This window comes from Bacillus altitudinis (assembly GCF_001191605.1).
GTDB classification, from domain to species: Bacteria; Bacillota; Bacilli; order Bacillales; family Bacillaceae; genus Bacillus; species Bacillus altitudinis.
This window is the reverse complement of record NZ_CP009108.1, coordinates 3,300,397-3,312,493: the sequence shown is the minus strand read 5'-3', so window position 1 is coordinate 3,312,493 and position 12,097 is coordinate 3,300,397. Positions and strand designations below refer to the sequence as shown.

Below are 12,097 nucleotides of genomic sequence, written 5' to 3'. Positions count from 1 at the left end.
AAAGGAGTGCAGAGATTTTGAGTAGAAATTCTCGATTTGAACATCGTGATAAGCGCAGAAAGGCGAATATGGTGCTTAACATATTAATTGGTATCGTTGTGGTGCTTATTTTGGTTGTCGCATCGAGTTTGTTAATTTTTAATAAACCGAAAGATACAAATGTAGCAGACGAACCATCAAAAACAGCACCTGCATCGAGTGAAAATAAACAAAACTCAGAAGAAGATGTGAAAGATCAAAAGAAAGACACATCCGATGATGCGAATGCAAAAAAAGACGATTCATCTGACAAAAAAGACGATACAAAGAAAACAGATGATGAAGAAGAGCCAAACAAAGATGCGTTAAAAGATGCCACAGAAACAGATGGCGGTAAAACAAGTGACGTAGACAAAACATATGAAAACGATAACTGGGAGCCTGTAGGAACAGAGCAATCGGGATCACATACAGCAACCTATGATGCTAACTCAAAAGACTGGAAAGAAATGATCAAAGCCATGTCCTATGCGACAGGAATCTCAGAAGACCAAATGACTGTTATTTGGTTAGGAAATAACGGAGGACCTCAAGATGCAAAAGGAACCATCCGTGATAAATCAACAGGTGAACGCTACCGTGTAGAAATTACGTGGGTGGATGAAAAAGGCTGGAAACCTGTGAAGGTTGAAAAATTAAAATAAAAAAGATGTATGCAAAAAGGCTAAAATGAAGTTCATTTTAGCCTTTTTCTTCTTTTCAGCGTGATAGAAAACCTTTGCAGTCTAGGAAGGACTAGCACCGGCGCACAGACCTGACTGCCTACACGCTGATCTTTTTTTATGAGATATTCGCTTTAAAATGAACAACTGCTGTATACAAAATCTTATCATCAATGACAGTCGTTTGATGACTCACAGAATGAACAGTCAGCAAGATCGCCTGATTATGTTCAATTTGTTTTTGGATCTTTTGTTCAAGTTCTTTTAAAGACGTTGCTTCAAAAAATTCAATTTTGTCCTTTAAAAAATCCAGTTGAAAATCCATTTCATTCATCCCTCCATGCTCTAGATTCATCATAATCTCTCCCATCCAAAAGGGCAAATATTTTTCTACCCCGCCCAGTATTTTTTAGTAGGAAAGAATCAGAAGATGTGGTAGGATAGGAACTGTTCGACGGAATAAAACATACTATACGGATAGGAATAAATAGATAAAGTGGAGGGAAAGAAAAATGGGACGTGAGTTTCTTTCTTTATTTGATCATTGGGCTGAATCTTATGATGACACTGTAAGTGGTCATGACGAGCAGTATAAAGAAGTGTTTCGCCGGTATCCGGCCATTCTAAAAGAGATTACTCGCCGTGCAGGTCAACATGTCATTGAGTTTGGAAGCGGCACAGGAAACCTAACGGCGGCACTGCTTCAAGCAGATAAGAAAGTGTTTGGCGTTGAACCTTCAGAGGCCATGAAGAAAGCGGCTCTTCAAAAAGGAATACCAGATGTATTTCATGACGGGGATTTTTTATCGTTTCCAGCTCCACCTTTTGAGCCAGATACGATCGTCAGTTCATATGCTTTCCATCATTTAACCGACGAAGAAAAAAAACAAGCCATTCACACCTATGGCAACATCCTTCCCTCAGGTGGTAAAATAGTCTTTGCTGATACAATGTTCCAAAATCAAGCAGCACATCAAGCTGCAACGAACAAAGCGAAAGCCGCTGGATTCGATCAGCTTGCAGAGGATTTAGAAACGGAATACTATCCATCCATAGGTGTGTTAAAGCAAATCTTTGAAGAAGAAGGTTTTAGCACATCTTTTCATCAAATGAATGATTTTGTGTGGATCGTAGAAGCGAAGAAAAGGGAATGAAAGGATGTTTTTGATTTGAAAATCGCAGTGATAGGTGCAATGGAAGAAGAAGTGACGATTTTAAGAGACCAACTAAAGAATGCCACACAAGAAAACATCGCTGGGTGTGAATTTACAACAGGTGTTTATGAAGATAAAGAAGTGATTTTATTAAAATCAGGGATTGGAAAAGTGAATGCAGCGGTCAGCACAACACTTCTGCTTGACCGCTTTCAGCCAGATTATGTGATCAATACAGGATCAGCTGGCGGTTTCCATCACTCATTAAATGTAGGTGATATTGTCATCTCTACTGATGTTAGACATCATGATGTGGACGTGACGATCTTTAATTACGAATATGGACAAGTGCCAGGTTTACCAGCTGCTTTCATCGCAGATGATCAGCTTGTGAAGCTGGCAGAGGAATCTGCTTCAGAAATCGATCATATTCAAGTGGCAAAAGGAACGATTGCAACAGGAGATTCATTTATGGATGATCCTGGTCGTGTCGCGTTTGTGAGAGAGAAATTTCCAGAGCTGTATGCAGTGGAAATGGAGGCAGCAGCAGTTGCGCAAGTTTGCCATCTATTTGAAACGCCATTTGTGGTCGTTCGAGCGTTGTCAGATATTGCTGGGAAAGAATCCAATATCTCTTTTGATCAATTTCTAGAGCAAGCAGCGATTCACTCAACAGACCTTGTCCTGCGTATGATAAAGCAAACACAATAAAAGAAGGGGTTTCCCCCTTCTTTTCCATACAAAGGAAGGGATTTATATGGCTGTCATACATGATATTACGGAATTAATTGGCCACACACCGCTTTTAAAACTGTCAGGGATGGGTGTGCCGGCAGGTGTTGATGTTTATGTAAAACTTGAAATGATGAACCCAGGCGGAAGTATTAAGGATCGCTTAGGCGATATGCTGATTAAAGAAGCGCTGGCATCGGGCAAACTGCGCCCAGGCGGAACCATTATTGAAGCAACTGCAGGAAACACAGGCATCGGGCTTGCGCTAAGTGCAAGAAAACATCAATTGCATCCGATCTTCTGTGTACCAGAACATTTTAGTCAAGAGAAACAACAGCTCATGAAGGCGCTTGGTGCAGAAATTATTCATACACCAAGAAAAGATGGGATGAAGGGTGCGATTGATCGAGCCCTTGAACTAGAGGCAAGCCTTGTCAATGCGTATTGTGTCTTACAATTTAAAAACCAAGTAAATCCATTGACTTACTATAAAACGCTCGGGCCAGAAATATGGTCTGACCTCCAGGGGAACATAGACGTGTTTGTAGCAGGAGCGGGCTCTGGCGGAACGTTTCAAGGCTGTGCTGCCTATTTAAAAGAGCAAAAAGAAGCGCTAAAAACAGTGATCGTGGAACCAGAAGGATCTATTTTAAATGGCGGAAAGCCGGGGCCGCATAGAACGGAAGGAATTGGCCTTGAATTTATTCCAGATTATATGGAATCGACTTTATTTGACGAGATTTATACCGTCAGTGACGATGATGCTTTCCGAATGGTGAAAGAAGCAGCTGAAAAGGAAGGTGTTCTGATCGGAAGCTCGTCTGGAGCCGCTCTATTTGCCGCTTTAGAGGAAGCGAAAAAGGCATCACCTGGGACGGTGATTGTCACTATTTTTCCTGATAGCAGTGAGCGTTATCTAAGTAAAGGTATTTATGAGGGAGGAAAATAAAATGAAGCCAAAAACAATGATGATTCATAGTGGAATCACTGGTGATGAAAAAACAGGAGCCGTGTCTGTTCCTATTTACCAAGTCAGCACCTATAAGCAGCCTAAAGCAGGCGAGCACACTGGATATGAATATTCCAGAACTGCGAATCCAACAAGAACAGCACTGGAAACAGTCATTCGTGATCTTGAAGGCGGGGCAAACGGCTATGCATTCGGTTCAGGGATGGCTGCAATTACAGCTGTGATGATGCTGTTTAACAGCGGAGATCATATCGTACTGACTGACGACGTATACGGCGGAACCTATCGTGTGATGACAAAGGTGCTCAACCGGATTGGCATTAAAGCCACATTTGTAGAAACAAGTGATCCTGAAGCGGTGAAAAAAGCAATTTTACCAGAAACAAAAGCCGTCTATATTGAATCACCAACCAATCCATTGCTGAAAATGACCGATCTACAAGCCATAAGTCGGATCACAAAAGAAGCTGGCATCTTGATGATTGTCGATAATACGTTTTTTACCCCATATTTTCAAAAGCCGATTTCATATGGGGCTGACATTGTCTTGCACAGTGCCACAAAATATTTAGGCGGCCATAGTGATGTGGTGGGCGGACTTGTCGTGACAGCTACTGAAGAGCTTGGTGAAGAACTGCACTTTGTTCAAAACTCTACAGGCGGTATTCTTGGACCGCAAGATGCGTGGCTTCTAATGCGAGGGATGAAAACGCTCGGACTAAGAATGGAAGCACATCAACAAAACGCGCAGAAAATCGCTGAGTTTTTAGAACAGCATCCTGCGATTACACGTGTCTATTACCCAGGTTTAAGCGCTCACCCAGGTCATGAGCTTGCAAAAACTCAAGCAACAGGCTTTGGCGGTATGATTTCTTTTGATATTGGAAAAGAAGAAAATGTCGACGTGTTTTTAAGCCAATTGAAATTGTTTACAATCGCAGAAAGCCTAGGGGCGGTTGAAAGTTTAATCTCTGTTCCTGCTCGCATGACCCATGCATCCATTCCAAAAGAGCGCAGAGAAGAGCTTGGCATCACAGATGGTTTAATCCGTATTTCTGTCGGTATTGAAGATATTGATGACTTATTACATGATATTGAACAAGGGCTCGACGCAGTAACGAATGGATAGATTTACATGCCCCTCGCTTTCTCTCACTATGGTAAGCTATCAATAGACATTGATAACGGGAAGGTGAATCAAGTGAAGAAAAAGTGGGATGGTTTAGTGACAGATTACAAGCAATACGCTTTTATTTTGCTTGCTGTCAGCACCTTTTTATATATTGGTACGATTTTACCGAATCAGCACATAGAAGCATCACCAAAAATGCTGATGCTGGCAGTTGATTGTGTTTTCCTATTGGCTGCTTTTCTTTGCGTGAAACGTGCGATCTTTTTTCAAAAAAAGCTACAAGAACTAGATGAAGATTAAGTCGAAAAGTCTCCTCATGTGATGAGGAGACTTTTTTAAATTGCACTGGATAATCGGACAAGAATCACTATGGAAATTTAGTCAAACACACAAAAATCATCTAATTTACTAAAAACAGGTTTACAAAATGGTGCTTGCTGGATATACTTACAAAGTAATTAAAAACGTAAAGGAGGCTGAAGAATATGTTATTCGTATCTACTTGTGATCAATTCAACAACCAATTTCATCATGTCATCAGCCTGTGGAAGAGCTCGTGTCCTTCCTTTACCTTTTACGGTTCACGCTACAAAACTGTTTAAGTAAACGAGGATTTCACGTATCATCCATCGCAGGTTAGAAGACACTGTCTTTTGATCTGCATTTTTGTGTGCCCGCAGGTCAACTGATAAAGAAGATCTGCGGGCTATTTCGCGTGCTGCGAACTGAAGGGAGGTGAGCGTATATGACAATCCATTTATTTTTTATTACTTTAACGATCCAACGTAAATACAAAGACATTGAAACCGTTCTTTATGAACAACAAGTCGAAACATTTTATGAAGAAATGAAGCAGAAACAACTAAAGTACATGAACTAAAAAGGACAATAAAAACATGAAAAGGAGGAGATTGACATGTTTATGATGCTTGCAATGCTTGATTGTTATACAAGGGAGAAGGACCAGGTTTAGACACGCTCCACATTGATCACCTGCACATATGATAACCGTAAAAGGAGATTGTGAGGTGATCAATGAATGTCGATGTCACCATATATGAGGTTTCCGTCAGTGGGGCACGGGTATGCGTCTATTCCGCATTCTTTAAAGCACGGATACGGCAATCCATACAGAATGCAAAGAGAGCAAGAAGAAATGCTCAGACGCTATATGTACAATTATCCAACCTATTGGTATTAAAGAAAAGGAGCAGGAAACGATAACGTTTCCTGCTCCTTTTACATTAGCAAATCCAGCTTGCACCGATGATGATTAACAAAATGAACAGTACAACAAGCAATGCGAATCCGCCTGCAAAACCGCCACCGTAGCCACCGCAGTAGCCTCCAGAATAACCGCCAAAGCCCATAATCTAGCACCACCTTTATCTAATCAAGATACATTCATAAAATATGCAGCTCATGCGGAAAACGAAATCAATCTGAGCACAATTAATGAAAATGCCTATTTGTTTAAATATTTTTCATGACGTGCGAAACATTTTCAGAAAAGGTGCCGTCTAATAAAAGACAAAGAAATTAGGACTAGGTCTTAACTTTTGTTAAGCGAGAGCCGATATGAAAAGTAAGAAAATTCGTAAATAGTTTTATTTACTGGTGCAAAGCAGGTGTTGACATTGATTCAAAGCTGGATTGGAAAACAAATGAGGGAACCAAAGGGCTTGTTCTCAAAATGGGTTGCCCGCTATATGGAAAAAAATCATCATAATATCAATCAATGGACGATTCAACTCTTAAATATACAAGAAAACGACCGGATCTTAGAAATTGGTACTGGAAGAGGTTTGACATTATCTAAAGTAGCGGAAAAACTTGATCGAGGGAAAGTATATGGAATCGATGCTTCGCGTCATATGGTAAAATACGCGAAAAGAAAACATAAGAGGCTTGTCGAGCAGGAAAAAGCCGTTATCACACTTGGAAAAGCTGAGCAATTACCTTTTGAAGACAGATCATTCAATAAATTGTTCACAGTGCAGACCATCTATTACTTGCCAGATATCGAACAAGTTATGAAAGAGGTATATCGTGTTCTTCAAGTGGATGGAGAAGTATTCTTATCTTTTCAAAAGCAGGAACTAATGAAGGAACAAAAACGCTCACAGTCTCTTTCAACGTACAGTGAAGAAGACATCAGCTGTCTTTTTTCAGCGTATCACTTTAGAGACGTCTCTGTTTACCATTATGATACATACATCTGTATCAAAGCCTTAAAATGATGATGAAAATATTTCCCAGGTAATGAACAAGCAATTAAAAAAGGCTCTTCGTCAGAAGGGCCTTTTTTGCATGTGGGAATTGATCATTCATCAATAAAAAAGACACTTCACAAGAAGAGTCTTTTGCATTCATTTCATATGTAGGGGCCAGCCAGGTGTGTAAGGAATGATAGTATATATAAGGAATTTGTTTGTCGATTAAGGATACCTGTCTGGCTTATTCCTTATATCGACAACGTTCTTCAAATGTTTAGCTTTTTTTTCAATATTTTCTTTTTTATTTGACTGGAAAATACATTTTTCTCTCCTAGGTAGACATTTGTCACTTATTTTTTGAGTCAATTGTGGTTAAAAGAAGGAAAAAGCCCGAGAAAGAGAGAATTTTGGAGAGACTTCATTTTTAAACAAAAAGGGAGGAATGAAAACATGTCGGGAAACAAAGGTGTCGTTTACAAAGGAGCAGGAAATGTAGCAGTTGAGGATATTGGATACCCTGATTTGGTTTTAAGAGATGGCCCTGGTGTACCTAAAGCCAATGTTGGACGTAAGTGTGAGCATGGCGTCATTTTAAAAGTGGTGACAACAAACATTTGCGGGAGCGACCAGCACATGGTAAGAGGGCGTACAACTGCGCCTGAAGGACTTGTCCTTGGTCATGAAATTACTGGTGAAGTCGTTGAAGTTGGACGAGATGTAGAGTTTATCCAAAAGGGTGATCTCGTATCAGTTCCATTTAATATTGCCTGTGGTCGCTGCGTCATGTGTAAAGAACAAAAAACCCATGTGTGTTTAAATGTGAACCCCGATCGACCTGGCTCAGCTTATGGATATGTAGATATGGGCGGATGGGTTGGCGGCCAATCGGAGTACGTCATGGTGCCATATGCTGATTTCCAGCTACTCAAATTTCCGGACAAAGATCAGGCGATGGAAAAAATACTTGATTTGACGATGCTTTCTGATATATTCCCGACAGGTTTTCATGGTGCTTATACGGCTGGCGTAAAGCCGGGCTCTACCGTCTATATTGCTGGTGCAGGGCCAGTAGGTCTTGCAGCAGCGCATTCCGCTCAGCTCCTTGGCGCTTCTGTTGTCATCGTAGGTGATCTTAATGAACAAAGGCTCGAGCAGGCGAGAAGCTTTGGCTGCGAAACGATTAACTTACGAAAACATGATCGAATCGGTGAACAAATGACAAACATCCTTGGAGAGCCAGAAGTCGACTGTGCGGTCGATTGTGTCGGCTTTGAAGCTTCAGGTCATGGAGATCAAGGAGAAGCACCAGCCACTGTTTTAAATACAATTATGGATATTACCAAAGTTGGCGGTAAACTTGGAATTCCAGGACTTTACGTCACAGAAGATCCAGGTGCTGTGGATGAAGATGCAAAAGTTGGATCTCTGAAAGTGCGAATTGGACTTGGCTGGGCCAAAGCCCATACCTTTGTGACAGGCCAAACCCCTGTCATGCAATATCACCGCAGCTTGATGAAATCTATTTTAAGCGGAAGAGCACAAATCGCCAAAGCCGTTAATGCAACCGTCATTTCCCTAGATCAAGCCCCTAAAGGATATAGCGATTTTGATTCGGGTGTGGCGAAGAAATTTGTGATTGACCCGCATGGCATGATTTCTAAATAATGATCCATCGAAAAAAACTTACAGGATTTTTCCTGTAAGTTTTTTTGTTTATAAATATAAAAAGACCTATACTGTTCTTCTACATTTCATAACGTGGTAAAATGAGTAAATTGGAAAAAATGATCTTTAGTTGAAAGACATACCATAAAACAGTTGGCAATGATTGGACAGGATTATGATAGATAGGAAGAATAGAGGAGAGATTGCGATTGCTAAAAGTACAAAACATCATCAAAAATTATGAAGGTAAACAAGTATTAAAAGGGATTAGCTTCCACTTAAAACAAGGTGAATCATTTGGATTGTTGGGCCCTAATGGTGCAGGGAAATCAACCTTAATCGGTATCATGACAGGACTTATACATGCAACGAGCGGGACTGTTAAGATTGGAGGCATTGATCTACATAAAGAAACAAAGCATGCACAGCAATTGATTGGCATTGTTCCGCAAGAGATCGCTTTATATTTAGATATGTCAGCAAAAGAAAATTTAACGTTTTGGGGGAAAATGTATGGACTTAAAGGAGAAGAATTAAAAAGCAGAGTACAAGAAATCCTTGAATTAATTGGTCTGGGTAATAGAGCGAATGATAAGGTGAAAGTATTCTCAGGAGGGATGAAAAGAAGAGTGAATATCGGATGTGCGATTTTGCATCGGCCAAAACTATTAATAATGGATGAGCCTACAGTGGGTATAGACCCGCAATCCAGAAATCATATATTAGAAACAGTTAAAACGTTAAATGGTGAAGGAATGACGATTATTTATACGAGTCATTACATGGAGGAAGTCGAATATCTATGTGAAAAAATAGCTATTATGGATCAAGGTTCTTTCATTAAGGTAGGTGATTTAAGTGAATTGGCTGAGCTTGTTGGAGAAAAGAGAGAAATCATTTTTACGATTAAATGTGAACAAGGACAAAAGGATATGGAGCGAGTGTGCCAATATATAAATGAATACCACCCATTGAATGACTTTATGGTGCAGGAAAATCAAATCAAATTATTTGATGACAACCCTCAGCATTTACTAAGTCAACTTATTCAAGGTGTAACCGCATTAAATGTTCAATTAATTTCAGCAGAAGTTGTAGAACCAAATTTAGAAAATGTATTCTTGTATTTCACAGGTAAGAAATTACGAGATTAGACCGAATAGAGGTGAGCATATGAGCATTTGGGTTGTACTGAAAGATCTATTATTGTTTTTTAGGGATAAGAAAAGCTTTTTTACACTTTTTTTTATGCCTATCATATTAATTGCTATATTAGGTGCAGCATTTGGAGATAACATGAAGAAAGAGAGCGAAATTAGGATCAATTCATTTCGAGTAGGAATAACAGATCAAGATAAGTCCGCTACAAGTAAAATGTTTCTTTCAACATTGTCTAAGAGTGAACTCAATGACATATTTGAAGTGAAGGTCACCTCGAAAAATCAGCTAGAGAAAGATTTAAATAGTAGAGACATTACAATGGGTATAATCATCAAGCCGAATTTTGAAAAAAGCCTATTAAATCACGATCATGTGCAATTACATATTTTGAAAGGATCTAATTCAAGCTTACAGGAAATGGTCCTAGAAAATGTTGTTTTGCAATTCTTTCAAAATTATCATATGAATCGTATTCTGGTGCCGTTGAATCAAGGTAAAGAAGTGGAGGTCGTGTCTGATCAACTGAAAAAAGAACTAGTGAATGAAAGGAATATTCATATCAACAGCCAGCCGATTACATCCTTCCAATACTACGCAGGCGGGATGGGTGTGCTTTTTTTGTTAATGACTGTTGTTTTCTTGGTTGGCAGTATGATAGAGGAAAAAGAAGAAGAAGTTTATAAAAGACTACTAGTATCAAAATTAAGCAATACTAGTTATATCATTGGAAAGTTATTGGGCATTATTTTAATGAGTATGATTCAACTTGCGGTCATTATTTTATTTACTAGCTTTGTCTTTAAGGTGAACTGGGGAGAGCCTTTTACTGTTGTTATGATCGGATGTAGTTTTATATTAAATGCTGCAGGTTTCGGGGTGCTGATTGGTTCTTTTATCAAAAGAGAAAAAACGTTTAGTAGTGTGGGGATTTTAGGCACTCAAGTGTTAGCTGCTTTAGGCGGGAGTATGGTGCCCTTATACTTATTCCCACAATGGGTGATTGATACCAGCTATTTTTTACCTAATTCTCTTGCACTTCGAATGTTTTTGAAAAGTATGGCAGGTGCTGATTTTAGTGAAATACAAAACGGATTATTACTTAGCTGTGGGATGGGAATGGCTTTCTTCATCATTGCTTTATTAAGAATGTCTTTTGAAAGGAAGCATCGTTATGCATAAAATATTAGCCATTATCACGTTAAAGTTAAAAGAAACATTAAAGTCCCCATTGACCCTCATTTTTTTATTTGTGATGCCAATTGTATTTAGTTTTATCTTTGGTAGTACCGCATCTGATACAAAGAAACCGACAGTTGCTTTTATTCTAGAGCCCAGTCAAGGTAAACTAGATCAAGAAATTTTTCAAATTCTCGAAAAAAACACCAAATTTCTCTGGGTAAAGGCAACTGAAAGCGACGCAAAAGATTTAGTATCTGAAGAAAAGGTAGTTGCGTCTGTGAAAGTCGTAAACCAATTAAAGTCCCATCTAAAAGAAAATAAAGAGATTTTTGATGTGACAGTTTATAAAAAAACTGAAGAATATGCAGTCTTATCTCCCTATTTAAAAGAGACAGCTGCCATCATTTATCAAATCAATCAGGGTGTGAAAGAGCAGAAAAGTGTTTCTCTCACCAATGCATTGAACAAGTTAAATGAATCTGGTACGATTTCATTGGCCGAAAAAAATCAAAATGGTCACGCAAGCCAACAACCAAATTTAATACCGCTTGGCTTTACCATTATGTTTATGATGTTTGCGATTTCAAGCTCTTTGTCATCTATACATTCGGAGTATAAAAATTATACATGGCAAAGATTGCTTTCGAGTCCAATCCATAAAATATATGTACTTCTGGGCTATTTAATGGCATATTTCCTTCTTGGATGGATACAATTGGGTGTTCTTTTGACCATCTTATCTATTTTCTTTAATGTCTACTTAGGCAACCTGTTTCTTATCTTATTGTTCGGATCATTTGTTATAGGCCTTGTCGTAAGTTTAGGATTTATGATAGCTACTTTATCTCAAACAAAAAAACAAGCTGAAATCTTTAGTGCAATTGTCATTGTAGGATCGTGCATGCTGGGTGGTATTTATTGGCCTTTAGATATCGTTCCAGACATTATGAAGAAGATTTCTTTGACTATACCGCAAACATGGATGATGTCTGGTTTTGGTGAGATCATGAGCGGCAATGTTAATCTTTCTATCTTATTATTAGATGCGACGGTTTTAATTGCTTTTACGGTGGTCTTTATGATCATTGGTTTGAAGAGCATCAGATCCTATTAATCCTTTGTTCTTCTAAAAAGCCCTCTATAGCTATGTAGAGGGCTTTTTGTATACACGTGATTTACTTTAAATG

Annotated in this window: 15 protein-coding genes; 13 read left to right on the top strand and 2 right to left on the bottom strand. The window is 39.0% G+C overall.

What is annotated here, in order from left to right; translation table 11 throughout:
* Positions 1 to 17 precede the first annotated feature (17 nt).
* Entirely contained in the window at positions 18 to 683 is a 666-nt protein-coding gene (locus ID12_RS16765; protein WP_008342663.1) for a YrrS family protein, read from the top strand.
* 136 nt (positions 684 to 819) lie between these two features.
* Here ID12_RS16765 and ID12_RS16760 read toward each other — a convergent pair whose 3' ends face one another.
* Entirely contained in the window at positions 820 to 1,026 is a 207-nt protein-coding gene (locus ID12_RS16760) for a YrzA family protein (RefSeq protein ID WP_026050117.1), read from the bottom strand.
* A gap of 187 nt (positions 1,027 to 1,213) precedes the next feature.
* On the opposite strand from ID12_RS16760, the gene ID12_RS16755 reads away from it, so the two are divergent.
* The 7 genes from ID12_RS16755 to ID12_RS19405 all read left to right on the top strand — a co-directional run bounded on the left by ID12_RS16755 (position 1,214) and on the right by ID12_RS19405 (position 5,890).
* Entirely contained in the window at positions 1,214 to 1,855 is a 642-nt protein-coding gene (locus ID12_RS16755) for a class I SAM-dependent DNA methyltransferase (RefSeq protein ID WP_017367686.1), read from the top strand.
* Between the two features lie 15 nt (positions 1,856 to 1,870).
* Complete coding sequence (gene mtnN, locus ID12_RS16750; RefSeq protein WP_019743016.1) at positions 1,871 to 2,566, top strand: 5'-methylthioadenosine/S-adenosylhomocysteine nucleosidase; 696 nt, start codon at positions 1,871 to 1,873, stop codon at positions 2,564 to 2,566.
* Positions 2,567 to 2,612: 46 nt separating this feature from the next.
* Positions 2,613 to 3,536 (top strand): PLP-dependent cysteine synthase family protein, encoded by a 924-nt coding sequence (locus ID12_RS16745; protein WP_046526823.1) that lies wholly within the window; start codon positions 2,613 to 2,615, stop codon positions 3,534 to 3,536.
* A gap of 1 nt (position 3,537) precedes the next feature.
* Positions 3,538 to 4,686 carry a bifunctional cystathionine gamma-lyase/homocysteine desulfhydrase gene (locus ID12_RS16740; RefSeq protein WP_050827494.1) on the top strand — a complete coding sequence of 383 codons (1,149 nt, stop codon included), beginning with the start codon at positions 3,538 to 3,540 and terminating at the stop codon, positions 4,684 to 4,686.
* 72 nt (positions 4,687 to 4,758) lie between these two features.
* Complete coding sequence (locus tag ID12_RS16735) at positions 4,759 to 4,989, top strand: YrhC family protein (RefSeq protein ID WP_017358091.1); 231 nt, start codon at positions 4,759 to 4,761, stop codon at positions 4,987 to 4,989.
* A 445-nt stretch (positions 4,990 to 5,434) separates the two neighbouring features.
* Positions 5,435 to 5,569 carry a YrzI family small protein gene (locus ID12_RS19175; RefSeq protein ID WP_008342648.1) on the top strand — a complete coding sequence of 45 codons (135 nt, stop codon included), beginning with the start codon at positions 5,435 to 5,437 and terminating at the stop codon, positions 5,567 to 5,569.
* Positions 5,570 to 5,728: 159 nt separating this feature from the next.
* Positions 5,729 to 5,890: a hypothetical protein gene (locus ID12_RS19405; protein WP_154666048.1), complete on the top strand. Its 162-nt coding sequence runs from the start codon at positions 5,729 to 5,731 to the stop codon at positions 5,888 to 5,890.
* 43 nt (positions 5,891 to 5,933) lie between these two features.
* On the opposite strand, the gene ID12_RS19705 is transcribed toward ID12_RS19405, so the two are convergent.
* Positions 5,934 to 6,059, bottom strand: a complete 126-nt coding sequence (locus ID12_RS19705; protein WP_008342643.1) for a YjcZ family sporulation protein — start codon at positions 6,057 to 6,059, stop codon at positions 5,934 to 5,936.
* A 267-nt stretch (positions 6,060 to 6,326) separates the two neighbouring features.
* On the opposite strand from ID12_RS19705, the gene ID12_RS16730 reads away from it, so the two are divergent.
* From ID12_RS16730 to ID12_RS16710, 5 genes are all read left to right on the top strand, one after another.
* Positions 6,327 to 6,929, top strand: a complete 603-nt coding sequence (locus ID12_RS16730) for a class I SAM-dependent methyltransferase (protein WP_046526824.1) — start codon at positions 6,327 to 6,329, stop codon at positions 6,927 to 6,929.
* A gap of 426 nt (positions 6,930 to 7,355) precedes the next feature.
* Positions 7,356 to 8,570 carry a formaldehyde dehydrogenase, glutathione-independent gene (gene fdhA / locus ID12_RS16725; RefSeq protein WP_046526825.1) on the top strand — a complete coding sequence of 405 codons (1,215 nt, stop codon included), beginning with the start codon at positions 7,356 to 7,358 and terminating at the stop codon, positions 8,568 to 8,570.
* 209 nt (positions 8,571 to 8,779) lie between these two features.
* Positions 8,780 to 9,724 carry an ABC transporter ATP-binding protein gene (locus ID12_RS16720; RefSeq protein ID WP_050827492.1) on the top strand — a complete coding sequence of 315 codons (945 nt, stop codon included), beginning with the start codon at positions 8,780 to 8,782 and terminating at the stop codon, positions 9,722 to 9,724.
* Positions 9,725 to 9,743: 19 nt separating this feature from the next.
* Positions 9,744 to 10,910 carry an ABC transporter permease gene (locus ID12_RS16715; RefSeq protein WP_050827490.1) on the top strand — a complete coding sequence of 389 codons (1,167 nt, stop codon included), beginning with the start codon at positions 9,744 to 9,746 and terminating at the stop codon, positions 10,908 to 10,910.
* Positions 10,903 to 12,024 carry an ABC transporter permease gene (locus ID12_RS16710; RefSeq protein WP_050827488.1) on the top strand — a complete coding sequence of 374 codons (1,122 nt, stop codon included), beginning with the start codon at positions 10,903 to 10,905 and terminating at the stop codon, positions 12,022 to 12,024. Before ID12_RS16715 ends, ID12_RS16710 begins: the two co-directional genes overlap by 8 nt.
* Positions 12,025 to 12,097: the final 73 nt, after the last annotated feature.